The sequence below is a fragment of the Aquabacterium sp. A7-Y genome (assembly GCF_026153205.1).
In the GTDB taxonomy this organism is placed as follows: Bacteria; Pseudomonadota; Gammaproteobacteria; order Burkholderiales; family Burkholderiaceae_C; genus Caldimonas.
Genome location: NZ_JAPFBW010000029.1, coordinates 11999 through 35386 on the forward strand (window position 1 = coordinate 11999; position 23388 = coordinate 35386).

Here is a 23388-nt window from a genome sequence, read left to right on the forward strand (position 1 = left end):
CTTGGGGACAGGTTGGTGGGTCGCACCTCAACCATATCCAAGGACCACGATGACCCTCCCATGGAGGCAGTCATCGCCATGCGGCAAGCCGCTTCGGGCTTCGCCCTACGCGCCTTGCCGCAATTCAGGAGTTACACCACTTCTAGGGACGTCAGCGTCACAGCGGACGCGCTCTCAGAGCCACTTCCGGCTGAACGGGCGAAAGCCGCTGACTGCATGTTCTAGCCGTCGGTCAGCGTTCGAGTTGTGTGCTGAGGGCCGTCGGCCACTGGCGACCTGTACGCAGTCGATGCTTCTCCTGGTACACCAGGGCCTTGGAAAACCGCTCTCTTTGACCCTCGCGTAAATCCGCGTCGGCAAGGACTTCCGCGTGTCTCCCTCGCGGCAAGCGGCCTAGCAGCCTATGCGTGAACGGAGATCTGGCCCTTGCCCGACTTCTTCGAGCGGTACATGGCGGTGTCTGCCAGCTTCATCAGCGTTGCAGAGTCGTTGCCATGGTTGGGTGTCATTGCGACTCCGATGCTCGCGCCGACTCTCACGGACGACCCTTCGGGCAGCGCAATCGGCTGGCCCACGGAGTCAACCAGCCGATGCAGTACGACGTCGACTTCGCCCGCCTCACCGAGATGTGTGAGCACGAGTGCGAATTCGTCACCCCCCAACCGGGCGACCACGTCGTTAGCGCGCACGCATGCCAAAATTCGCGCAGCGACCTCGCGCAGCACGACGTCTCCGGCATCGTGGCCGAGCCCGTCGTTCACCTGCTTGAACCCGTCAAGGTCGAGATAACAGACCGCAGCTGTCTCACCGCTGCGCTTGGTGTCCGTCAAGATGTAGTCCAGGCGTTCCCTGAAGAGCAAGCGATTCGCAAGGCCGGTGAGCGGATCGTGCAACGCCAAGTGCTGCGCCTTTTCCTCACTTGCCTTGAGCGCGGTGATGTCCGCCAGCATCCATAGCGAATCCTCCTGTGACAGCTTGGCGCCGGCCAGGTCGATCCAGATGGAACGCCCGCTCTTGTGACGCATTCGGACTTGCGCGCGATAGGCCCCGCCTTCCCGCATCGACGCTGCCGCGAGCTTTCCCTGCTCCAGGTACGCGGCTTCATCCTCCAAGAGCTGCCGTGCGGAAGCGCCTGACAGCTCACTCCCCTCGTATCCGAAGAGCCGCTCCATGGCTCGGTTCTTCCAGACGATCTTCCGATCCTTGATCTTTGCCATGCCGATCAACTCGTTGTCCAGCATGACATGCTGTTCGGCCGCTAGCCGGGCCAGTTCAGAACGGGCCGCGTGCTCGCGCCGGTGCTGTAAGAAGATGACGACCGAGAAGCCGCCCATGGCGACGATGATGGCGCTTACCAGCACGACCTGCTGCGCCAATTCCTGGCGCCAGTCGGCGAGGAAGTCCTCTGTCGCCAAGCCGGCCAGAACGGTCATCGAGCCTCCGTTCAACTGCCGGTAGGCGGTGATCCGCTCGACGCCATCGAGCGCCGTTTTTGCACGATACCAGCCGTGTTTCGGCTGCACCGCGATCAGTCGTTGCAGTTCGGACGACACGAGTACTTCGCCCAACCCCTTCGTCGATTCCGGCTCTTTCGCCGAATATCGGGCCACCAAGCGCATTTCCTTCGATCGCAGAGAAATGGCGCCGGTGCTGCCCAAAGAGAAACGCTTGAACTCTTGCATGAAGTGCGCGGTCGACAGGTTGGTGTACACGACGCCTGCAAAGTGGCCATCGGCATCCTGCAAGCGCCTCGCCAGGATGATGCCCCAGGTTCGGATGATGCGGCCCTGCAATGGCTCGGACACGATCAGACCGGAGGCACCGCGTACTGCTGCTTTGAAGTAGTCACGGTCCGCGACGTTGACAGGGGCCGCACCGGCGACGATGCCATAGACCACATTCCCTTCAGCGTCCGTCGCCCGCATCGTGTCAACTTGAGGTATGAGCGCGAGCTGGTCGGCGATGCCGCGCTCTATCGTCGTCCGCCGCTCGGCGGCGTTCGAACTTGCCCGCTGAGCCTGCAGCGCGACAGTCGCCAGCGCATTGTCGATTTGCTTGAGCTCCGCGCCGATTTCCGCGCTCAGGCTGTCGGTCAGGTTTTCGGTGGCCTGCCGTGCACGGTCAGCGTGGGCCCTGGCACTCGAATCGAGCGCCGACCACGTGGCAGCCATGAGGATTGCGGCCATGACGATGTTGCCCGCCACCAGCCAGTAGGCCAGCTGCCGGACAGACGTTTCACTGGGTTGGAGAATCTTGTTCATCCGCGCTGCCGAGGGCGCCGATCCCCAAGAACGGCGCTAAACAAAACGGGCATACCGAAACCGATTCCGTCCAGGATCCTGTTGGACCCCATGCTGGTCTGCATGCGTGACATCGGCTCTTCGAAATTGCCCGCATCATCTTAAATCCCGTGCGCCGCGATACATGTCGGTCTCGTCGCCCGCTGCCTGCCGTTTTCTCTCCGTCTGTGGTAGAGCAAGCGAGGTGGAAAACCGCTCTCTGTGGCCTTCGCGTAAGTCCGCGTCGGCAAACGACTTCTGCGTAGGCCAGAGCGAAGAAGTTGCCCTACTTTTTAGAGAAGAGAGAGGAAAAGAGAGTCGAAACCGGGCAAAAACGGGCGAGAAGAGCGCAGACGTGGCCTACGCAGAATGGCCCGGAACCCCGCGCCGTCGCGGGACACGCCCAAAGCAAAACGCCCAACCGAGAGCGGTTGGGCGTTGTGTCTTGGTGCAGGACTGACGGCCCGTACTCAAACTCTGCTGCGGTGTTGCGCGGGCGTCTGCGGGGTAGGGCGGGACCGCGAGGGCGACCTCCGGCGCCCGGGCGGCGGGACCCCGATCTTTCCCTTCCCTGCGCCGCCGAGTCCCTTTATCGTGTCCCCCGCGGCAACCGCCGCAAGGCGCCGGCCTGAAGGTGCGGGAAACACCCCAGGCCAGCTAACCACAACCAACCTACCCAGGAAGTCAATCGTGGCTGATGACAATCATAGGCCGGGCGTAGCCTCGCCCACAATCAAGTTACCCAAATGGGAACGGCACGTCACCGTGTCGTATACGTTCCGCTCCTACGACAAGTCGGGACCCGGAGCGTACAAGCAGGCTGGCGACTACAAAGTGCCTTGGATACGCCTGAGCGGCAGATGGCTCGAAGCTGCGGGCTTCAGCATCCAGGCGCGAGTGCGGATCAGGATCATGGCCGGCTGCCTCGTGTTGACCACGGACTGAACCCGGGAATCGCTGTAGTGCCTAACCAGCGGCGGCCGGCGACTTGAGTTGCCGGTCGATCGAAGCGTCCACAGTTATTGAGCCAGTCTACTGCACCGCCGCGGTGGCCCCTTGGCTGAATAATCGTCGGTGTTTATACCTTTAAGCCTTGATAAATGACAATTTGACCTTCCGTGACTGGTTTCCTCGTTGTTGCAAGTCACTATGCATTCTTCTTCGTTGATGTAATTGCATGCCGCAGGAATGAATCGAGGGACTTCCAGGACGTGCAAATATCAAAAAATGCACGACCTGCTGGCTGGAATCAGGTACTCGCCAAACTTCAGTTCAACAATTCGAAGAACCGAGGTGAAAGCGGCATGACTTTCACTCCTGTAGAAAACTCAATTCGGCAGGCGCCGTCGACGGAAATTACCTCGAGCACACGTCCCTCCCCGAACCCTTTAGTATGAAGGACCCTGTCTCCAACACGGATTAAGCCGAGGCCAGGCACCAGTGCGCACTCTACTTTAGCTTCCATTTCCTCATGGTTGGGCTGAAATTTTGAACCGAACCGAGACCATAATAATGGAAGCTTGAGATGCCAGCGGGAAACATCCGCATCTTTCCAATCCCAGAGCGCTGGAGAATCTGGTAAAAGCGCGTAAGCGGATACTGAGTCAAGCGATCCTAGTCTTTGTGTATCGATTTCACCGATGGTCCCCAAATTGCTCAATTCTTCAAAAAATGGATGATCGAGCGTTCCGAATCGGAAAGTTGCCGTTGCGAGTGAGTCCGGATTTGAGGCAATTTGGCGGTGAAGCTCTTTGCCTTGCAATATGATCCAGTTTCTAAAGTACTCGAACGAATCGTCACCAAGCGGTCTGCCATTTATTAGGCTTCCCGCTTCCCAGCACTCTAGATGATCGAGTTCCTTGCATGCTAGTTTGTACGCGCCGGCGATCGATAGGTGCTTTTCTAGTTTCATCGCGCGGATCGACGTAGAGATACGGCTCTGTATCGACTGTATTGCTTCTTCTCGAAGTATTTCGTCGAGCCAAGTCCAGAGATCAACTTTATCCATTGTCGAAATCCTTATTGAATTATTGACAAGGTGTGCAGCGATTGGAGTACCACTCCTGCCATTTTCTGTATCGCTCCATTCCGCTATCCGGATTGTGGCTGATGTTTGCGAATGGTCTATAGTATTGAATCTCTCGCCTCTCCGCATTCTCGCACTCAGCACGAGTTTGATATTGGCGCCTCTCCTCGTAGGTTAGCCTGCACCGATCGCATTCATATTGCCTGATCTTCCCATCAGGTTTGTTTCGGTGTTCATACTCTCTCTGTCGTGGATCTCGCTCTGTAATGCCCACATAGATCACCTCCCCAACACAGTCAACGATGTTGTAGAGAATGCACTCGTTCCCCCGGCTTCGACTATTGTCGGCCGTGTCGCGGCTTCGATCGCTCCCGCCATCGTCGCCACGGTTGCCGCCACCGAAGCTAAATCCTGCCCCTGACCCTACCCCTCCGGCTCCCCCGCCTCTGCCGAAACGTCCTCCGCGGAGGCCGATCAGTCCCGTCGGATCTGACTCCGTAGAAGGATTGGAGTCAACGTAGCTGAAGGTATTTAGTCCCGCATCCAAGCCAACGGGGTCACTTTGGAGATACCGTCCGGAGTGAGGACTATAGGTGCGAAAATAGTTATAGGCTGTAGCAGTTTCCTGGTCGAAGTATTGGCCTGGGAAGCGCAGGTGGAAGTCCAACCGCTGCGCACTGACTTGCCCTTGTGGCGCGGAGTTGGCTGCTGCAATCCCGAAGGGCTCGCTCAAAACCGGCCACTCCCAGCGCTTGGCCCCCGTGGCGTCAGTAATCGTTCGAGGAGTGTTCAAGTGGTCGCTATGTATATAGCGTACCTGCGGCGGGTTTACTAACGTGCCTGCGCTGCGGACCGGCTGTGTTGGCGTTATTCCAGTGACGACAGCTACCGGTAGATTCCCGAGCCAGATGTACTCACGCTTGACCAGCTGATTCGCATCTCGCTCGGCGATGAGCTGCCCACCCTGGTCGTAATGGAAGTAGGTATCGCTGGAGCCGACATAGGCCGGTGGGCTGTAGGTGACGGCGCCCGAGGTGAGGGTCGAGCCGGCCTTGCGAATGCGCTGCCCCAGCCCGTTGTGACTGTAGACATGCCGCGCCATCGGCCCATAACTCACATTCAAGCGGCCGGTGGCCACCAGCCCCTCGCTGGTGGTGTAGGCGTAGTTGATGGTGCCCAGCGGGTTGGCCGGATCGACGGTGATGTTGCCGGTGGCATCCGTCGTGAGGGCCTGCGCTGGATTGCTGTCCTGCTGCACGCTCTGCAGCCGGTTGTTGGTGGTTGGGTAGGTGTAGGTGGTGGTGCTGGCCCCGGCCCCGCTGAGCACTCGCTGGGTGCGGTTGCCGTTGAGGTCGTAGGCGTAGCTGTAGGTGGCGGTGGGCAGCACCGCCTGGGTCAGCCGGTCGAGGTTGTCATAGCCGTAGGTCACCTTCGTGGGAGTGGCCGCCGGGCCGGTGCGGATCTCGGTGATGCGGCTGGCCGGATCGTAGACGATCGTGTACTGCGCCTGCTCGGGCGAGATGCCCGTAGCCCCTTGGCCGAGCGTGAAGCCGGTAATCCGCCCATCGATGTCGAAACTGCGGCTGTAGCGCTGCACCGGAGCCGTGCTGCCGTTGCCGTAGTTGAAGCTCTTGACCGCGTAGCTGACAGCGCCAAGCGGCTGGTATTGCACTGCGCTGACCACCGCCTGCGGTGTGCTGCCGCCAGGGTCGGTGGTGGTGATGCCGCTGACGCGCCCTTGGGCGTCGTACTGGTAGTCGACCTTTCGGCCGGAGGGATAGGTCAGCCCCAGCAGCCGGCCGGCCTGGGAGCCGCTGCTGCCCCAGCGGTAGCTCAGGGTGTCGGCGGCCGTACACGTGGTGGCCGCACCCCAAAGCTGGCAGCGCCGCAGCAGCCGACCCTTCGCGTCATACGCAAACTCCAGGCGGCTGGTCTGCACAGCGCTGGGGTTGAGCTCGGTCAGGCTGGTGAGCTGGCCACGGCCGTAGTTCTCGGCCCCGGCGGTGGTGCTGTAGGCGTCATAGCCGTAAACCGTCTTGCCGCCGCCCGGCCAGGTGATGGTGGTGGGGCGGTTCAAGCTGTCGTAGGCGTAGAAGATCTTCTGCCCGCGTGAGTTCGTCAGCTCGGTGACATTGCCCGCGGCATCGACCTTGGTGATGGTGGTGGTGCCGGTGTCGGGGCTGATCAGGTTGACCGGGTTGCCCAGGCCGTCGACGCCGTAGCTGGTGGTGTTGCGGCGCGGGTCGGTGACGCCGGTGAGCTGGTCGCGTTTGTCGTAGGTGTAGTCGACGACCGGGGTGCCGGCGCCGGTGGCCGGCACCGGCAGCACCTGCTGTTTGAGGCGGTAGAGGCTGTCGTAGCTCTGGGTGGTGACCTGCGAGCGCGGGTCGGTGATCTTGGTGCGATTGCCTTCAGCGTCGTATTCGTAGTGGGTGGTGGTGGTCTGGGTGGGCGGGGTCTGCGCCCAGGCCGACAGGGGCAGCACCTGGGCTGCGACCAGGGCGGTCACCAGGGCGCGCTGCGCCCATTGCCGCGGTGTGCCGAGGGTGGTCATGAGGTCCTCTCCCGAAAGGGGGTTGTTATGCGGTAGTTGTTCTGAAAGCGGAAGGCGCTGCCTCACTGGAGAGTCCCCGTCGCGGTTTTCAGGCGGCCCAGCGCGTCATAGGCCCGGGTCATGTTGCGCATCAGCACGCCGCTAGGATCTTTGATCTCTTCCTTGGTCCTGTTGCCGGCCTTGTCCAGCGTGTAGGTCACCGAGTTGCCCAGGCCGTCCTTAAGGCCGGTCAGGCGATGCGCATCGTCATAGCTGTACTCGATGTAGCTCAAGTCGGGCTGGGTCACGCGCTGCAGCAGGCCGGTGGGGTAGTAGTCGTACTTGGTCAGCTCGGTGCCCACCGTCACGGTCTTCAGGCGCTGGCGCGGGTCATAGGTGTAGGTTGTCACGACGCCGTTGGTGTCGCTCATGCTCAGCACCTGGCCATGCGGGTTGTACTGGGTGTACTTGGTGACCTGGCCTGCGGGGTTGGTGACCTGCTTGAGATCGCCCTGGGTCCAATCCACGGTAGTGTCGGGGTAGTACTCGTAGCGGGTGATGTCCGCGACGTCGGTGCGCGGGCCATCTTCCGTCAACACCTGGCCCAAGCTGTTGTAGGTGTAGGTCCACTGCCGGGGCGCGACGCCGACTGCCAAAGTTGCGGCGAAGCCCTTCGAACCGTCGACGTCCGTTGTGGCCTGTTCCACGCGCTTGCATACCACCGCGATGGGCTGCTGGTCGGGCAGTTTCGCCTCAGCGGGCGCACAGGTGGCGATTGCTCCGTTGTTGAACGGGTCGGCTTGGCCGTTGTAGATCGTCCACACGATCCGGCGCGGCTCTGCTACCTTGGTCGTCATTGCCCAGCGCGAGTGCCATTCCGTACTGACCTTGCGTGCTTCTGGCGGAAGAGTCGCACCAGGTGCTATGTAGGAGCTGCAGGCGGCAGTATTCGCCAGACCTTCCACTCGCACTGTCTCAAGGTTCCGCCCCAAGTCGTATCGATAGCACACGCGCTTGCCGTTGAAGTCGTCGCGACTTGTCGCGTTACCTTGTGCGTCGTATGCGATATGGCTAGAACTGGCCGCGCAACCGCTCCCGGCGGGCTGGCTGACGCCGGAATTGCGCAGCATGGTCGAAGTGACATAGTCGCCCGTGCCAAATGCCGTGGTCGGAGCAAAGCCCAAGCTGCTTCCGTTGGGTTGCGCCACCCGCACGTCCTGCGGCAACACCCATTCGTGATACCGCCACACCATCTCGGTGGACCAGTCGATTTGCTCTCGGACAACCAGTCTGGGCGGGCTGGAATAGCTGGCTTCGAACTTGTTCACCTCACCGGCGTGTTCGCTGCTCTTGACCCAGCCGCCGGCGTCGTACTTGAAGGTGGCATACCGCTTGTTGTTCTCGTCGACGATCCCCGTCAGTGCCCAGCTTTGCCCTGGGTTCGGGCTGTCATACAAAAAGCGGCGTGTGGTCTGATCCGGCCATGTCACCTGCGTCAGATTCCCCGCTGCGTCGTAGCCCATCTGAATCACCGCACCCGAGGGCGACTGAATGGTGGAAATGACGACCTCGCTGTTGGCCGAAGCCTTGTAGGTAAAGCTGACGCGGCGTCCGAAGGAGTCGGTCAGGCTCAACAAGTGGCCCGCCCCGGGCGCAATCGATGGATCGGTACTCGCGTCACTGAAAACCGGTGTGACCCGCGTTCCGTTGGCGAGCACCCAGTTCTGCCACTGCCCGAAGTTGTTGTACTGCTCGAGTCCCAGCCCGTTCTGGTCCCTGTACTCGTAGCCTCCGTCTTTGGGTACGACCGTGTCTTGCGTGGCGCGCGACGCCGTCCACTTGCCTGCGATAATGTTGAAGCTGACGAAGCGCCCGCCATCTCTTATCGCCTGCATGCTGTGGGTGTGACTCAAAGCAAGCTGGCGGTGGATCGAGGTGGACCACAGCCTTCCGAGGTTGCCGCCCCAGGGGCGCGGTGTGATGAACTTTTCGTCGATGTCGAGGCGGGCCCGCGCACTGTCGTAGATCAACTGCAGCGGTACACCGGCGATCGAGATACCCAGGTCGACCACCTCCCGCTTGTTGCCGTAGAGGGGATAGAAGGGGTTGCCTTGTGACGGGTTCTTCGGGCAACTGCGGGGTGGCGACTCGTAGACGTCCTTGAAGAGCATGCAGTTGCCGGCAGGCATGTGGTAGGTGTCGTTTTGATTGGGATAAACGACCCACTTCGCCGCGAGGCCACAGTAAACGTAAGACCGATAGGCGCTGCCGTAGTTTTTGCCGCCCCACGACCATTGTCCTTCGGTTAAAGCGCAGGCGTAGCCCTCGGAGCGCTTCTCTTTGAAATAAGGGGGAGGAAGACGATTGAACGGATGGTATTCCACCGGTACAAGCTTCGTTGACGAAGACGCAGTAAGCGTCTTGTCGCAAACCTCTTCAGGTGTTGACGCGGACGGCGTACCGTTGCCGTCGAAACCGTATGGCGGGTCTGGCAGAGTGGAGTACCAGCGTTGATTCGGTGCAACGAAGTACCAGCCGCCGCCCGCGTCAGAGGCGAACCCGACGCTCATAGAGGTCGACAGCCCGCCTAGCAGTGCTCCTCGGACGAGGAAATGGACGAGGCGATATGCCTCCTGGTTTTGCATGGTGGGTTCCTTCCCTCAACGTTTTAATGAAATTAAGGCAATCGGCGTGGGATCTATGACGGTTAGGAACTAACACCCGATCTCCGTCGTTTCAAGGATGATTCTTGGCATTCGTCGTCTCGATACGTCACCGAAATCGGCCGCGCCTGTGAAAGCTGGTAGATGGGCAACTGCCGGTGGGGATGTCACTCCGCGGTAATCCTCCGACGGCCAGCTGCCGGGGCGATCACTGGAAGGTAATGGTGCGCGACGCGCATTGACGACTGGCCGGACCTTCGGGCTCCTGTATCCGGCGGGTCGCCGGAGCAGGGGCGTTTTGGTCCGGCACGATTCGCCTTGACTCTGCTTCTCGCATGTTTCCCTCCAATCCCCGTTTATCTTGTTTGCTGTGCCGGGGCAAGCAGCGTCGGCAGCATAGGCAAAGTAAGAAGCGGTCACAACGACATGTATCTCAGCTCCCCCTTGGACGCGGGGGTGCCTCTGTTCGTACTGGCGGTTCGGTGCTAGCCGCGCGAGGCGGGTCCGGTCTCTGCCACTGAAATCGCGGCACACGTCTGCTTAGCGATGTCCTGCTTTGCTTCAGTGGGGTAGGGCCGTGGATGTCTTCGCGGCAGAGAACATGACTTCGGTGGCATCGGAAAACGGGCAACCAGTCGCAGTCTTGCGACAGCTGCCGAAAGACAGCAAGAAGGACTTGGCCTTCTCGCGGAAGGGAGCGTTCATCACGCCACAACCCCTCAAACGGAGAAATGCCATGAGCCACAGCAGCATCACCGACACCCAGTGCCAAGTTCTTGAGCATGCCCTGGATCACGCCGAAGGTCGCATCGACTGGTTCCCGGAGAGCGTCAAGGGCGGTGCCCGAGCCAAGGTTCTGCAGGGCTTGCTGAACCGCGCGCTGATCATGCTGGACGGCGATCACCACCTGGTGGCCGAGGCCGGCTACGAAGCGCTCGGCCGCGACCTGCCCAACGCGAAGGCCATCGCAGCCGCTGAGCCTGCCGCGCACGACGCCGAGCTGGAGCAGGAGGTCGCAGCGGCCGAGGCGCAATGGCAAGGTGAGGCGAACACGGCCGAGACCAACGACGCCGCTCGCACGGCGCCTTCGGACGCCGCGGCGGTAAGGCCCGAGCCCCGCGCCAAGACGCCGCGCGCGCCCCGCACCGACAGCAAGCAAGCGCTCGTGATCGGCCTGCTGCGGCGCCCCGAGGGCGTGACGGTGGAGCAGGTCCAGGCGGCCACCGGCTGGCTGCCGCACTCGGTGCGTGGCCTCTTCGCGGTCGCGCTGAAGAAGCGGCTCGGCTTGAACGTGGTCTCGGAGAAGAACGAGAGCGGCGAGCGCCGCTACCGCATCGTCGACGCGCACGGGGCCTGACGCGACCAAACGAACCGCAAGAGCCGGCCGGCTCTTGCGCCATCGAGCACCGACCATCCTTCAAAGGGCCATCCCGTGAGCAACGACTCCCTGAGCATCACCCAGCACCTGATTGTGCGGTATGCCATCGACTACACGGAGGGCCGCATCGAGTGGTTCCCGCCTCACGTCCACGGGGCCGCCCGCAACAGCGTGCTGCAGGCGTTGTTCAACCGGGGGCTGGTCACGACAGACGGCCCGCGCTGGCTTGTTGCCTATGCGGGCTATGAAGCGGTGGGACGGCGGCGTCCGCATGTGCCGCCTCCGAACCCCTTCGAGGACCTGGCCCGCCTGGTCGACCAAGCCCAGGCGATCTGGGAGCTGGAACACGGCAAGCCCATGCTGCACGAGCCGGCGCCCATCGGCTGGTACGCCGACGCCGCGGCGCGGAGGCGGGCGCGATGAGAGCCGATGCCAGCAGGGCACCCGAATCGCTCGGTTTCATCGGCACGATGAAGGAACACGCACCGGCCGCGTGGCCGCTCTCGATGACCGCCATCGCCTACGCCACGGGCCAGCCGCTGGAGGCGATGAGGGCGTTTCTCGACAGCGCGTCGGGCCGGCACTTCGCCGACGACGTGCTGAACCGCCTCCGCCTAGGGCTCCCACTGGCCGACGCGATCCGCGCAGCTGTCCACGCCTGGATGACCTGGCGCATCGATGCAAGGACGGAGAGGCGCCGCGGCATCCCGCGCGGCTTGCCCTACCTGACCGGCTTTGTCATCGACGCGGAGATCGGCGAGGAGGCGGCCGGCTGGTGCGACACGGACCACACGTTGCTGTGATGGTGGTGATGGTTGTGACGGTCAATCGCTATTGTTATAGGTTCTCGGAAAAAGGAAGGCGCTCAAACGCCCATGCATCGCAGTCGTTCTCTTTGGCTTGGGGCCAGTCGTTCTGCAGGTGCGCTAGTTCGTGCAGTACCAAGAGAGACACGAAGGCGCGCGGCGAGTCGAGGCGCTGAAAGACGTCAATGTCTTCGTGCCCGCCGAAGAGGTCGATACGCTCTTTCACGCTCTGGACGGTGTCCGGGTCTATCTCGCTCCGGAGCAAAATCCCCCAAGCGCCTGCCTTGCCTGTGATGGCCATTGCACAGGGATTGCCGAGACACTCGCCTCGGCGTTCAGCACACCACCGCGCGATGTCGGGGACGATTAGCAGGTCGACGGATCGAGTAGCGTGCTCTCGTAGCAACGCCTCCAACTCACTGCGAAAGGGCTCAACGATGATCGTTTCCATTCTCTCGCTCTGCTTCTTATGTTGGTTGGCCGGCTCTGTATGGCCACCGATCCAGAATACCGGAGGGAAGTATGAGCGTCCATGGGACCGGGCCCCAGGGCACCGCGAACGGAGGTGCAAACGCTGCGAACCTTGGTTCGCATCTGTCGGTAGACGAGCGTCGCGCGTTTCCCGCCCGCATGGGAAATCCGCCAGGAAGGACCCATACCAACCCGCCATACCCTTTTCTCGCGCGTAAAGAATAGGAAAACACCATCACGACAGTCACAGCCGGCTTGTGACGATGGCTCGCAGCCGGGGCTACTACCTCCTCCCCCGAGACAGTAGTAGGAATCCACCATCACAACCGTCACGACCATCACCGGGTGACGGTGCCCAACCGGGGTCTATCCCTTTTCCCAGAGCAATAACAATAGGAATTGACCGTCACCACCATCACGACCATCACACCCGCCACAGCCGTGGCAGCGGCGATGGCCTGATGCTTATGACAGGTGGGCCGCGGGTTTGGCTCGCTAGACTGGCCCGCTTCATCAGCCGCCGACCTCGCCGATGCCCTCCCAATTCAACTGCCTGCGCTACTGGGACCTCTCTAACCAGATCCGACTGGACGACGCCATCGCGCTGTGGTGCAACGTCGATCCCGCTGAACTCGGCCGCCTGGGGTACGACACCCACTGCATGAGCGCCAAGCGGGCGGCCCTGGTGACTGCCCTGCGCGACGGCCTGCTGGAGTACGAAGACCTCGGCATCCCCACCGGCCGGGGGCGGGTCATCATGGACGCGCCGCTCGATGAGTTGCTGGAGAAGGACCGGCTGTTGATCAAGAAGCCTAGCTTGCGCCGCTGGTTCGAACAGCTGCCCTTCGAGGACCGGCCCGCGTTCCTGTTCGACGAGTCGCGCCAGCCGGTGCTGCCCGATGGCAGCGAGGCGGCCGAGATGAACAGCCTCAAGGCCATCGCCGTCATGGCCCACCTCCTGGCGCGATCTGCGCCGGGCTACCGCACGGGCGAGCGCCCCAACGCCGAACAGATCGGCAAGGCCGTGGCCGAGGTTGCGCAGCAGCTGTTCGGCGACGACGTCCGCGGCTTCAAGTCCTTCCACAAGAAGGTGGGCGAGGCGCTGAAGGTGTTTAACCGCGAGCTGCCCAAGCGATCTTGGGAAACCTGAAGTTCAGGAAATCGGCCTGAACTTCGGCAGGTTCCGAGCCTGCCCAAATCAACACTCAGCATTCCGAATGAACCCCAAGGAATGCCGAGATGCCCAAACGGGTCCGAACCCCGCAGCAGCAAGCCGCCACCGCTGAGCTGCGCGCCGACTTCTGGCGCGCGCCCTCCGAAGCCCTGCTCGACCGCAAGACCGCGGCGGCCGGCTTGGGCTACACCATAGGTTGGATGGAATGGGCCGCGACGCACGGCGGCGGCCCGCTGTTCACCAAGATCGGCCGCAGCGTGCGCTATCGCAAGGCCGATGTGCTGGCTTGGCTCGATGCCAACAGCCGCCGTGTCCGCAGCACCGCCGAGCTGAACGGCCGCACAGGGGCGTGAACGTGCCTGTGCCGACCCCTGCTTCCCCGGATTCAACCGGGGAGGGCGCAGTTGCAGTGGAAGACACCCGGCTTCCCGCATCTGAGCCGCAGCTGCAGCAGCCGGAGTCGGAGGAGCCCGCCAGCCCCACCGAGATCGTCGAGCGGGCCATCGCCCGTCTCGGGAAGGATGTCGCCGCGCTGTTCGAGCCCCCGGTGCTCGCCGCGCTCGCCAAGCTGCAGGCGGAAGACCTGCCGACCTACCTGCGCCTGCGGTACAAGGCCAAGAAAGCCAACCCGGCCTGTTCCGTGACCCGGCTGGACGAAGCGGTCAACGGCAAGGAGCCGGGCGGCGGGCCGCCGCCCTCGGCGCTGGACGAGCTGGTCGCGCTGGCCCGCACCGAATGCGACCTGCACCACGACCAGGACCGCCAGGCGGTGGCGATCATCTCGACGCCGCGTCGCCGCGAGGTCTGGCGCGTCAAGTCCTCGGGCTTCGAGGCCTGGCTGCGTGCCGCGTACTGGCGGGCGTTCGGCGCGGGCGCCACCGACACCATCATGAAGGCGGCCCTCGCGACGCTGGAGGCGGCCGGTATCAACGACGGCGATCAGGTCGAGGTTCACCTGCGCGTGGCCAGGTACCAGGACGGGTATGTCATCGACCTGTGCGACGAGCACTGGCAGGCCGTTCACGTCACGCCCGATGGCTGGCGCATCGTCAGCCGCTCGCCCGTGCTCTTCACCCGCACCGCGTCGATGCGGGCCTTGCCCGAGCCCGAGGCAGGACCGGGCGACGTCACCCTGCTGCTGCGCTACACCAATGTGCCGCCTGCCGATTTTCCGATGCTGCTGGCGTGGCTGATCGAGTGCTTTCGCCCCGACACCCCGTTTCCCGTGCTGGAGCTGGTGGGCGAGCAGGGCTCGGCCAAGTCCACCACCCAGTCCGTCCTGCGCAGCCTGGTCGACCCGAACAAGGTGATGTTGCGCGGCCGACCGAAGAGCGTCGAAGACATCTTCGTCGCGGCCCACAACAACTGGCTGGTCAGCTACGAAAACCTGTCCAGCCTGACCGCGGAGCAGCAGGACGCGTTCTGCACCCTGGCGACGGGGGGCGGCTTCGCCGCGCGCCAGCTGTACAGCAACGGCGAGGAGCACGTCATGGAGACCAAGCGGCCCGCGGTGCTGAACGGCATCGCGGTGGTCGCGACCCGCCCGGACCTGATCGACCGGGTGGTGCACATCGACATGCCGGTGATCGCCCCCGAGCGGCGCAAGGACGACAGCGAGACGCGCGACGCCTGGGAGCGCGACCGGCCCAGGGCGTTTGCCGGCCTGCTCGATCTCTTCTCGCGCGTCCTGGACTACCTGCCGGAGGTCCAACTGGAGCAGAAGCAGCGCATGGCCGATTTCGAGCGCCTGGGCGCAGCGGTGAGCTACTGCCTCGGCTGGGAGGAGGTCGATTTCCAGCGCCGCTATGCCGAGATGGTGCGGGCCGGCGCCGAGCGGGCGCTGGAGGGCAACCCGGTGGCGCAGGCGCTGGACAAGTTCCTGGCCAAGCGCATTCCGCCCATCAGCTGGAAGGGCACCGCGGGACAGCTGTACGACGAACTCAACCAGTACATCGTGCACGACCGCACGACCTGGCCGCGGTCGCCCAAGGGCCTGTCCGACCAGCTGCGACGCATTGCCCCGGCGTACCGAACCAAGGGCATCGAGATCAGCCACCTCGGCCACAGCCGGGAGGGCGCGATGTGGCGCATCGCTTCGGTGAAGCCCGCGTCGGCGGCCCCTGTATCCCCCAACGCCACGCCACCCGGCGCAGAGGGTGGCCTTTGATTGAAATGGACAACACGTGAAGACGCCATCAGGACTCCATCTCGCCTGGGCGCGCCACTTTGCACGCAAGGCCGCGCAGAACCCGAACTCGGCGCGGCATCCCGGCGAGCCGGGGACGGCCGCTGCGAAGGCGCCGCCTCCGTCGAACCTGCATCCGGCCTGGATGCGCTACTGCGAACTCGAATGGCCCGATCCCGATGCGCCAGGCAGCGCCATCCTCGATGCGGCTGGTCACCGCATGCAGTTGGTGAAAGCCAGCGAGGCCCCGCCCGCGGGGCGGCCCTACGCCGAGGCCGTGAAGGCGGCCACGTCGTTCCACGTTCCCCCCAGCGAGGCCGAGGGCTGGGAGCCGACCAGCACGATCCGCCCGGCCTTCGGCGCGCCGGTGGCGGTCAAGAAGCGGCTCAGCGCCAACGTTTGGATCAGCGGGACCGTGTTGCCCGGCGACGCGCGCTACCCGAAGTACGACTACTCCGACGCCGCATCTTCGGCGTCATCCACTTGAGAACGTAACCCTATGAAGTTGAATCCTTTCACGAAGAAAAACACGGGCGGCTACTACGCCAAGGTCAAGGCCGAGTACGAGCAGCTGAGCCGGGAGCTGGCCGAAGCGAAGCAGCAGCTTCCGCTGGCGCAGGCGGACTTCGATGAGAAAAACCGCTTGTTGCGCGCGGCCGAGGCCCGGAGCAGCCGGTTCACCGCCAGCGACGAGGAGCAGGCCGCACGCAGCGCGTGCCACGGTGCCAAGGAGGTGTTGAGCCAACTCGAGTGGCGGATACGCGAGCTGGACAGCACGGTCACGCCCCTGGGATGGGTCGTCCATGCGCCCGGAAAGCTGGAGACAGCGCGGCAGACGATCAAGCAGCTGAAGCAGCGGCGCGCATCTCTTGAAGGCGATCTGGAGAAGACCGGGCGTGTCATCGACAAGGTCGAAAAGCGCGCCGAGCAGTTGCGCCAGCGCATCGCGGACGAGACCGTTTCGGCCAGCCAAGCCATCGCCGACGCCGAAGGCGAGATCGCTATGCCGGACTCGCTGATGCGCTTGGAGTCGGAGCTGCGGGTGACCGAGACGGCGCTCGGCGATCAGAAGCGCAAGGCCGAGGAACTGCAGCGCGAGTTGCAGGCGATCCCCAAGCAGCTAAATGACGCCCGTAGCAGCTTCCAGCACTCGCGTGCCGACGTCGCCGATATCGAGTTGCGCGAGCAACTGCACTTGTTGATGAACAGCATCGCGCGAGCCACAGCGGCGGCACACGAAAGCCTTTACTCCCGGCCCGACAACAAGTACGAGATCGAGGTGCCGCATGAGTACGTGACCGCTGCCAAGGAGCAGCTGGATGCGGAACTGAGCGCCCTCTGATCCGACCGTTTGCGGCGCCACTGCAGTGGCGCCGCCCCGACACCTTCACCTCATCATTGACGGAGCACGGTTTGCCCCTTGCCTTCTGCCCCGCACAGAGCGTCCATACGACGGTCTCAACGACGGGAGCCAACCCGATGAACGAACGACGCAGCGCTGCCAGTGTGGCGGCGCAGATTGCCAGCCTGAGCGAGATGGCGATGAAAGACCTGTGGGCGCTTTGGGACGATCACTTTCCCAAGCGCCCCAACCACTGGAACCGCGACTACGTGGAAAGCCGCGTCGCGCACCGGCTGCAGGAGCTGGCCTTCGGCAAGCTGCCCGAAGCGCTGGAAAGTCAGCTGCTGAAGATCGGCGCGTCCGATTCCAAGTTCAACCCGAAACGCGGCGAGGTGACGCTGACCCCTGGCACGATCCTGACGCGCGAGTACCAGGAGGTCGAGCACCGGGTGATGGTGACCCCCGAGGGCCAGTACGAGCTGAACGGCCGGCGCTTTAAGAGCCTGTCGGCGGTGGCGCGCCACATCACGGGTGTGCAGTGGTCCGGGCCCGCCTTCTTCGGCCTGCGCGCGCCCCGCAAGGGAGGCAAGGCATGAGGGCCGCACGCGGGGGCACAGGGGCGCCTGTGACGCCGAAACGGCGGTGCGCGGTCTACACCCGCAAGTCCACCGACGAGGGCCTGGAACAGGACTACAACAGCCTGGAGGCCCAGCGCGATGCCGGGCTCGCCTACATCGCCAGCCAGCGGCACGAGGGCTGGGTTGCTGTCGAGGATGGCTACGACGACGGCGGCTACTCGGGCGGCAACCTGGACCGGCCGTCGCTCAAGCGGCTGCTGGCCGACATGGAGGCACGCCGCGTCGACGTGGTGGTGGTCTACAAGATCGACCGGCTCACCCGCAGCCTCACCGACTTCGCGCGCCTGGTCGAGGTGTTCGACCGTCGCGGCGTGTCCTTCGTGTCGGTCACCCAGCAGTTCAACACCACCACCAGCATGGGCCGGCTGACGCTGAACGTCCTGCTGTCCTTCGCCCAGTTCGAGCGCGAGGTGACCGGCGAGCGCATCCGCGACAAGATCGCCGCCAGCAAGGCCAAGGGGATGTGGATGGGCGGCGTGCCGCCGCTGGGCTACGACGCCAAGGACCGCAAGCTGGTGGTGAATGCCGTCGAGGCCGGGACGGTGCGACACATCTTCGAGCGCTTCGTGCAACTGCGCTCCATCGTCGAGCTGGCGCGCGAGCTGAACCGGGACGGTGTGACCACCAAGGCGTGGATCACACGGGAGGGCCGGGAGCGGGCTGGCCAGCCCATCGACAAGCAGTTCCTCTACAAGCTCCTGCACAACCCGGTGTACCTGGGACAGATCCGGCACAAGGGAATGATCCACGCCGGTCAGCACGAGCCGATCATCGAAACCGAGCTTTGGGAGGCCGTCCAGGCGGTGCTCGCCGAGGGCGCGGCGCGGAGGGCTGCAGAGACAAGGATGCGGGCCAAGCGCGACGTGCTGCTGCGTGGCTTGCTGTACGGGCCCGAGGGCGACCGGATGATCCCGACCTTCACGACCAAGCCCGGTGGCAAGCGCTACGGTTACTACTACTCGATGCGGGACAAGAAGTACGGGCATGGCACGAGCAAGCTCGGGGCGATTCCGGCTGCCGAGATCGAGGCGGTGGTGCTGCGGCAGGTCTTCGATGCGCTGCGAGCGCCGGAGGCGGTCCAGGCGGTGTGGAACCGGGTGCGCGAACTGGACCCGAGCGTCGACGAGCCGCACGTCGTGGTCGCGCTGTCGCGGCTGGCAGACGTGTGGGGTCAGCTGTTTCCCGAGGAGCAGCACCGCATCGTGCAGCTGTTGATCGAGCGGGTGCAGATCACGCAGGCCGGGGTGGAGATCCAGTGGCGCGACCTCGGCTGGCGCGAGCTGGTGGGCGAGCTGCGGCCGAACACCATCGGCGCCGAACTGCTGGCCAAGGAGCGCGAGGACGCGGAGGTGATCGGATGACACGGATCAATCAGACTGAGCCGGCCCGGCACCGAGCAGGAGAGGGCGCCGGGGCGCCGGGCGTGACGACCTTCGTGCCGCTGCGATTCAAGCGGCACGGGGTGAGGAAGGTGGTGATGCACGCGGAGCCGGTCGAGGCGCCTTCTGCCAGCAAGGCCGAAGCGTCGCGCGTCGACCCGCTGGTGGTCAAGGCCATCGCCCAGGGCCTGTACTGGCAGAAGCTCCTGCACGAGCACAAGGTGAAGGACGCGGCCGAGATCGCGCGAGTGGAGGGAACGGACCGGGCCCGGGTCACGAAGATCACGAAGCTGGCGCTGCTGGCGCCCGATGTGATCGCCGCGCTCGTCGACGGGCGGCTGCCCATGCGCCTGCAACGGCTGCTCCGTGAGGAGATCCCCTACGACTGGCGGCAACAGCGACAGATGTTCGGGGGCAACTGATGGTGGACATTTCACGTGTCCCTGAACATGAAGGCAGCAAGGCGGCCTTCGACTCAAAGCACGCGTGCGCGAGCCTCTCCGGTGGGCGGCTCTTCGCAGCACGCTGACAAGCGTGTCCCTCACGCTATGTCTTTATGGTGCTGAACTCCTGTAGTTCGACCAGCATCAGGGCGGCACACGCAATCGTGATCCCATTGCACATGTGCAGGTATCTGCTGTATGGCATTTCGCGCTCGGCGCCGGTGCCTCCGCTACGGTACTTGACCCGCTCGCCGTCGCGAGCAATAGCTGCATGGTGCGATCCATTTCGCAGGGCGCTGTCCTCCCATTTCGTGAAGGCGGCAAGAACAGGGGCGGCAGAAAAAGGTGCCGACTTTTGCGCCTTGTTCAAGTCCTTGATGTACTTCGTCAGACTCATAGCTGCGAAGGTGTCAAAACTGCGGCCGTGATTGATGTTGTTTAGACAGGCAAGCGTGACGTAGGCAGAGGTGAGCGTTTCGTACGCCTGCCCGTAGTAGAGCTTCACATCATTGAAGCGCTTGGCGCCAACGATCAGCTCGTCCACGTCGTCGCGGCCCACCCGCGCGTATGCCAGGAGCTGTCGAAACTGATCGAAGTTGGAGAAGTAGTCATCGAACAAGGCCGAGTAGCGCGCAAAGTTGTCCGACTCCAACTCCGCTCGATAATAGTTCTCGAAATCCGCTACTGCCTGACCCTGGATTGCTCGAAGATCGCGCACAAGTCCGCGAAGGGGCCGCCGCAGGTTACCGATCGCCGGGTGCAGTGCGTCGTCAAAAAATGACGTGATGCATTTGAAGGTGGTGGAGCATCGAAATTCTTTCAGATACTCTCGCCGCTTCTCCGAGTACCGGGCGATCTGCTTTGGCAGAACGCCCGCTGGGTCACCGTTGGAGTGCAAGGACATGACGCTCTTGACAAGGGCCCATAAAGCTTTTGTCTCCGGGAGTTCGAAATGCAGAGAAACATCCAGATGTCTTGTCCCTGCTGGTACTCGCATAGCGGCATCCACGAGGTCGAAAAAATCCAACGAGGGGAATGCCTGGGGCGAGTGATAGTCCTCAAGACTGAACGCCATGGAAGGGTGCAAGTTGACGACAGTCAGGTCGGGTGAGTCCTCTTCAGCCACACGGCAGTTCTCTAAGAATTCATACCAGGCTGTAGGAGGTGCACCGAGCTTGACCTTCACCGTGAGTGGGCTGAAGCAGTTCGGGCAATCGAAACTGTGAGCGCATTCCTGCTCCAAGCCGACCCCCGCCCGTACAACGAACTTCAACCCACAGACCAGGCACTCACCACACCCGCGAAGAACCATCTCTATTTCCTTTCAGATGTAAATGGTACGTCGCTGTTCAAAAGGCGGCCGCTTGGCCCGACGTCCGCTTCCGGCCGAGAAGCGCCATCGATGGTTGACACGCTACGTCTGCCGCCGGTTGTTACGGTTGAAAGGCGAATTGGGACGTGAGTCCAACGACTGTCAATACGCGTCAACTTGTGATTTGGGTAGCAATGACGCGGTGCAAACATTGCCCCGGGAACCCCTCCAAACACGACCCTTGGTGCGAAGGACGACCAACGCAAAAACAGAGAACAGAGAGAGGAGAGGGCCCCAAAACAGCCCAAAACGGCCGGAGACGGGGGCCGCCGCAGGAGGCCCTGAAAACGCGCCGCCCCGCCAGACCGCGCCAGCGCTGGGGCTTCGGCGGAAATGAAAAAGGCCAGAGGTGAGTCTGGCCTTTTAGTTCTGGTGCAGGAGAAGAGGGCTACGGCAAACCTTCCTCTCAAGCTCCTGCGGGTTCCCGCGGGCTGCCGAGGCCATGTGCGCCGCCTGGGACGTCTTTGTCACTATCGCCGGCGTGCGGGCCGGGGGCGAAGCAGGCATGCCTTGCGATGGATGTTCGCTATCGCTTCACGAACGTTAAGTGGCACCCGCGGGCGCGCTTGCTTCCGAGACGCCCGTAACCCTTCGAGCGTGTCGACATACTGACTCACCTTGCTTCGGGTGACCCGAAACGCTATCGTTTTGCGTCCTTGGCTTCAAAACGGTGCGTCAATGTTCGGTAAGCTATCCGTCCGCAACATCCCGGATCAGATCTTCCGTGCTCTAGAGAGCATGGCGGAACAGCACGACCGCTCCACCGAGGCCGAGGCGCGTCAAGCTATACGCGCTTGGGTGGAACCGTCTTTGGTAGAAGAGACCCGCAACAACAGGCGAAGGGAGATCAGCGAGCGGCTCAATCGGATGCTCAGGCAGGTGAACTCTGACCGCCCTTCCAAGCTATTGCCTTCGCACATCGCAGAGGCGATTGGAGAAGAGCGGGCAGAGGAGGTCGAAGACTGGTTCCTGGGCGAGAGAGAGCCGAGTTTTGCGCAGCTGTCGGCAATCGCAAAGCTGCTCGGCGTCGACGCCAAGTGGCTCAAACATGGCGACGCCCGGCTCTACCCTTGTGAATACCATCGGCTGTCAGAAGATCCTTTCGCAGCCGTGGATTGGCTGTTAACGTGGACTCCCCCCTCTGAGTGGGCCGACGGCAAGCTGACGAGGCTTCACTTGGTGCGCGCCGAAGACAAGGCGGGCAACCTTTACATCGTGAAGGAATCCGACCACGGTCACTTCCTCACGTTCTACACGCCCATCCACGTGTCCGAAGAGATTGGGGCTGGAGGCGAAGCGATGCTGGCCGCCCTCTTCGTCACACTGGAGCTGCTGTATCGGCGATACACGAAGCTCGACATCAATGTCCTAGGCCACCAGCTGCACCCGGACGATATCGCCCAACTGACGAGCGGCAACACTAACCCCGGCTCCCTGCTCAAAGAGGGCGGGAGGTCGACATGGTGGGAAGACATCTGGGATCGCGAGATGGTGTCGAAGCGCGAGTATTGGCCGGGCTGGCATTCGCTGTGCGATCGGATTGAAGGGGTGATCTCGGAGCGAAAGCGCCTGAACACGTTGCGAACGCTCATTAGACGGGGGGTCATCACCAAGCCTCGCGAAAGCGATCTCGACGCGGAAACTGGCGCAACCGGCGAGGTGAGCGAGCCGACGGCTTAGTTTGGACTTCCAAGCCGTGCGCGCCCTATTAATCTTCGGTGGGTAGCAGCTAAGGCGTGCACTCTGTGCGTCAATCAGCAGGCTCACCGCAGCCTGCCCGGAGCAATCCATGGACTTCGACTTGGTAGTCAAAGCAATTCCGGCGTTTTTCGGGGTGATCGGGGGGCTAAAGGCATTACATGAGTGGGTTTTGACGCCACGTAGCCGACTTCGGGAGGACTACAAATTCACCAAGGAGGTACTACAAGACCTGCAGCAAAACACCACCCTTCATCCTCATGCCCGGGACAAGGCGTATATTGCGCTCGCCGGGGACGCTACCATTGAGCCGCATGTCGTCGAGTACCTCGTTACCTTGGAAGACGTCCATGCGCTGCAGAGATACAAAACAGGTCGCCCTTATCTAACGGATCAAGGTACCGAAAATGGGATTGAAATTGTTTTCAAGGAAAAGTACCGGAATCCGAGGGCGCTGAAGATTCGTAGGGTGATATACGGGACTTTGTACGCTTTTAGTGGCCTGGTTTCACTCTCCCCATTGTTCGTCGGCCCCTTCGCTGACGCATTGTTCAACGTCAAGCTTTTCAAGGACAGCTCGCAGATGTGGGCCGCCCTCGGCATCACCATGCTCTATGGCGGGCCGCTGGCAATTCTGTCGCTTCGGTCGCTAACACGGATTTATAGGGCCGAGGCTCTGGTGAAAAACCAGCGACGACGGACGTCGCTACACCGGACAGACAGCCCAAAACTTGACTCTGCGGCGGTGGTCAACCCGGGGAAGAACTGTACAGATTTCGCTGTCTTGCAGTGGAATAGCTACTCGATCGGAAAGCTACCACAGCTCCCAACACAGCTTATCGAGGCGCCGGCCGGGGGCCGAGCAGGGGACTCAAATTCAGCCGTGGAACGTTCCCAACGGAGTGAAGCGTCGGCCCAACTCGCGCGGGCTGGCGAACCGACCTGACCGGCGGCACATTGCCTTGCAGGTATCGGACTGAGGGTCCGAGCCGACCGCAGGC

The 23388-nt window shown here is 62.7% G+C and carries 20 protein-coding genes; 14 read left to right on the forward strand and 6 right to left on the reverse strand.

Translation table 11 applies throughout. The features are described 5' to 3' along the window. Positions 1-401: 401 nt before the first annotated feature. Positions 402-2261, reverse strand: coding sequence for a diguanylate cyclase domain-containing protein (locus tag OOT46_RS22790; RefSeq protein ID WP_265405920.1), 1860 nt, complete (start codon positions 2259-2261; stop codon positions 402-404). 387 nt (positions 2262-2648) lie between these two features. On the opposite strand from OOT46_RS22790, the gene OOT46_RS31010 reads away from it, so the two are divergent. Further along, entirely contained in the window at positions 2649-3224 is a 576-nt protein-coding gene (locus tag OOT46_RS31010; RefSeq protein WP_416136243.1) for a SymE family type I addiction module toxin, read from the forward strand. Between the two features lie 322 nt (positions 3225-3546). Here OOT46_RS31010 and OOT46_RS22795 read toward each other — a convergent pair whose 3' ends face one another. From OOT46_RS22795 to OOT46_RS22805, 3 genes are all read right to left on the reverse strand, one after another. Then, positions 3547-4287 carry a DUF4240 domain-containing protein gene (locus tag OOT46_RS22795; RefSeq protein ID WP_265405921.1) on the reverse strand — a complete coding sequence of 247 codons (741 nt, stop codon included), beginning with the start codon at positions 4285-4287 and terminating at the stop codon, positions 3547-3549. 19 nt (positions 4288-4306) lie between these two features. Beyond that, on the reverse strand, positions 4307-6859 hold the full coding sequence (locus OOT46_RS22800; protein WP_265405922.1) for an RHS repeat-associated core domain-containing protein: 2553 nt from the start codon (positions 6857-6859) through the stop codon (positions 4307-4309). 62 nt (positions 6860-6921) lie between these two features. Next, a complete protein-coding gene (locus OOT46_RS22805; protein ID WP_265405923.1) occupies positions 6922-9483 on the reverse strand; it encodes an RHS repeat domain-containing protein in 2562 nt (853 codons plus the stop codon). A 754-nt stretch (positions 9484-10237) separates the two neighbouring features. Here OOT46_RS22805 and OOT46_RS22810 point away from each other — a divergent pair. The 3 genes from OOT46_RS22810 to OOT46_RS22820 all read left to right on the forward strand — a co-directional run bounded on the left by OOT46_RS22810 (position 10238) and on the right by OOT46_RS22820 (position 11682). Next, positions 10238-10858, forward strand: a complete 621-nt coding sequence (locus tag OOT46_RS22810; protein ID WP_265405924.1) for a DUF3489 domain-containing protein — start codon at positions 10238-10240, stop codon at positions 10856-10858. 75 nt (positions 10859-10933) lie between these two features. Continuing rightward, the gene (locus OOT46_RS22815) at positions 10934-11302 is read left to right on the forward strand and encodes a hypothetical protein (RefSeq protein WP_265405925.1); all 369 of its coding nucleotides are present in this window, start codon (positions 10934-10936) and stop codon (positions 11300-11302) included. Then, on the forward strand, positions 11299-11682 hold the full coding sequence (locus tag OOT46_RS22820) for a hypothetical protein (protein WP_265405926.1): 384 nt from the start codon (positions 11299-11301) through the stop codon (positions 11680-11682). Before OOT46_RS22815 ends, OOT46_RS22820 begins: the two co-directional genes overlap by 4 nt. Before the next feature lie 34 nt (positions 11683-11716). Here OOT46_RS22820 and OOT46_RS22825 read toward each other — a convergent pair whose 3' ends face one another. Then, on the reverse strand, positions 11717-12136 hold the full coding sequence (locus OOT46_RS22825) for a hypothetical protein (protein ID WP_265405927.1): 420 nt from the start codon (positions 12134-12136) through the stop codon (positions 11717-11719). Positions 12137-12688: 552 nt separating this feature from the next. Here OOT46_RS22825 and OOT46_RS22830 point away from each other — a divergent pair. The 8 genes from OOT46_RS22830 (at position 12689) to OOT46_RS22865 (ending at position 19296) form a co-directional block, all read left to right on the forward strand. Beyond that, positions 12689-13306, forward strand: a complete 618-nt coding sequence (locus OOT46_RS22830; protein ID WP_265405928.1) for a hypothetical protein — start codon at positions 12689-12691, stop codon at positions 13304-13306. 89 nt (positions 13307-13395) lie between these two features. Further along, complete coding sequence (locus OOT46_RS22835) at positions 13396-13683, forward strand: helix-turn-helix transcriptional regulator (protein ID WP_265405929.1); 288 nt, start codon at positions 13396-13398, stop codon at positions 13681-13683. Positions 13684-13739: 56 nt separating this feature from the next. Beyond that, positions 13740-15497 (forward strand): hypothetical protein, encoded by a 1758-nt coding sequence (locus OOT46_RS22840; protein ID WP_265405930.1) that lies wholly within the window; start codon positions 13740-13742, stop codon positions 15495-15497. A gap of 16 nt (positions 15498-15513) precedes the next feature. Further along, positions 15514-16002, forward strand: coding sequence for a hypothetical protein (locus tag OOT46_RS22845; RefSeq protein WP_265405931.1), 489 nt, complete (start codon positions 15514-15516; stop codon positions 16000-16002). A gap of 12 nt (positions 16003-16014) precedes the next feature. Beyond that, positions 16015-16857 carry a hypothetical protein gene (locus OOT46_RS22850; protein ID WP_265405932.1) on the forward strand — a complete coding sequence of 281 codons (843 nt, stop codon included), beginning with the start codon at positions 16015-16017 and terminating at the stop codon, positions 16855-16857. Between the two features lie 137 nt (positions 16858-16994). Beyond that, a complete protein-coding gene (locus tag OOT46_RS22855; RefSeq protein ID WP_265405933.1) occupies positions 16995-17453 on the forward strand; it encodes a DUF2924 domain-containing protein in 459 nt (152 codons plus the stop codon). Then, positions 17450-18856, forward strand: a complete 1407-nt coding sequence (locus OOT46_RS22860; RefSeq protein ID WP_416136244.1) for a recombinase family protein — start codon at positions 17450-17452, stop codon at positions 18854-18856. Before OOT46_RS22855 ends, OOT46_RS22860 begins: the two co-directional genes overlap by 4 nt. Positions 18857-18918: 62 nt before the next feature. After that, a complete protein-coding gene (locus tag OOT46_RS22865; RefSeq protein WP_265405935.1) occupies positions 18919-19296 on the forward strand; it encodes a hypothetical protein in 378 nt (125 codons plus the stop codon). A gap of 124 nt (positions 19297-19420) precedes the next feature. Here OOT46_RS22865 and OOT46_RS22870 read toward each other — a convergent pair whose 3' ends face one another. Continuing rightward, complete coding sequence (locus OOT46_RS22870; RefSeq protein WP_265405936.1) at positions 19421-20503, reverse strand: hypothetical protein; 1083 nt, start codon at positions 20501-20503, stop codon at positions 19421-19423. A gap of 864 nt (positions 20504-21367) precedes the next feature. On the opposite strand from OOT46_RS22870, the gene OOT46_RS22875 reads away from it, so the two are divergent. Together OOT46_RS22875 and OOT46_RS22880 are read left to right on the forward strand one after the other, a co-directional pair. Then, positions 21368-22369 carry a FitA-like ribbon-helix-helix domain-containing protein gene (locus OOT46_RS22875; protein WP_265405937.1) on the forward strand — a complete coding sequence of 334 codons (1002 nt, stop codon included), beginning with the start codon at positions 21368-21370 and terminating at the stop codon, positions 22367-22369. Positions 22370-22478: 109 nt separating this feature from the next. After that, complete coding sequence (locus OOT46_RS22880; RefSeq protein WP_265405938.1) at positions 22479-23333, forward strand: hypothetical protein; 855 nt, start codon at positions 22479-22481, stop codon at positions 23331-23333. Positions 23334-23388 lie beyond the last annotated feature (55 nt).

What these genes read in the sequence shown, in the direction of transcription:
- OOT46_RS22820 (WP_265405926.1), top strand. Translation starts at nt 11,299, where the DNA reads ATGAGAGCCGATGCCAGCAGGGCACCCGAATCGCTCGGTTTCATCGGC.
- OOT46_RS22855 (WP_265405933.1), top strand. Translation starts at nt 16,995, where the DNA reads ATGAACGAACGACGCAGCGCTGCCAGTGTGGCGGCGCAGATTGCCAGC.
- OOT46_RS22835 (WP_265405929.1), top strand. Translation starts at nt 13,396, where the DNA reads ATGCCCAAACGGGTCCGAACCCCGCAGCAGCAAGCCGCCACCGCTGAG.
- OOT46_RS22805 (WP_265405923.1), bottom strand. Translation starts at nt 9,483, where the DNA reads ATGCAAAACCAGGAGGCATATCGCCTCGTCCATTTCCTCGTCCGAGGA.
- OOT46_RS22810 (WP_265405924.1), top strand. Translation starts at nt 10,238, where the DNA reads ATGAGCCACAGCAGCATCACCGACACCCAGTGCCAAGTTCTTGAGCAT.
- OOT46_RS22880 (WP_265405938.1), top strand. Translation starts at nt 22,479, where the DNA reads ATGGACTTCGACTTGGTAGTCAAAGCAATTCCGGCGTTTTTCGGGGTG.
- OOT46_RS31010 (WP_416136243.1), top strand. Translation starts at nt 2,649, where the DNA reads ATGGCCCGGAACCCCGCGCCGTCGCGGGACACGCCCAAAGCAAAACGC.
- OOT46_RS22875 (WP_265405937.1), top strand. Translation starts at nt 21,368, where the DNA reads ATGTTCGGTAAGCTATCCGTCCGCAACATCCCGGATCAGATCTTCCGT.
- OOT46_RS22800 (WP_265405922.1), bottom strand. Translation starts at nt 6,859, where the DNA reads ATGACCACCCTCGGCACACCGCGGCAATGGGCGCAGCGCGCCCTGGTG.
- OOT46_RS22860 (WP_416136244.1), top strand. Translation starts at nt 17,450, where the DNA reads ATGAGGGCCGCACGCGGGGGCACAGGGGCGCCTGTGACGCCGAAACGG.
- OOT46_RS22790 (WP_265405920.1), bottom strand. Translation starts at nt 2,261, where the DNA reads ATGAACAAGATTCTCCAACCCAGTGAAACGTCTGTCCGGCAGCTGGCC.
- OOT46_RS22830 (WP_265405928.1), top strand. Translation starts at nt 12,689, where the DNA reads ATGCCCTCCCAATTCAACTGCCTGCGCTACTGGGACCTCTCTAACCAG.
- OOT46_RS22825 (WP_265405927.1), bottom strand. Translation starts at nt 12,136, where the DNA reads ATGGAAACGATCATCGTTGAGCCCTTTCGCAGTGAGTTGGAGGCGTTG.
- OOT46_RS22795 (WP_265405921.1), bottom strand. Translation starts at nt 4,287, where the DNA reads ATGGATAAAGTTGATCTCTGGACTTGGCTCGACGAAATACTTCGAGAA.
- OOT46_RS22850 (WP_265405932.1), top strand. Translation starts at nt 16,015, where the DNA reads ATGAAGTTGAATCCTTTCACGAAGAAAAACACGGGCGGCTACTACGCC.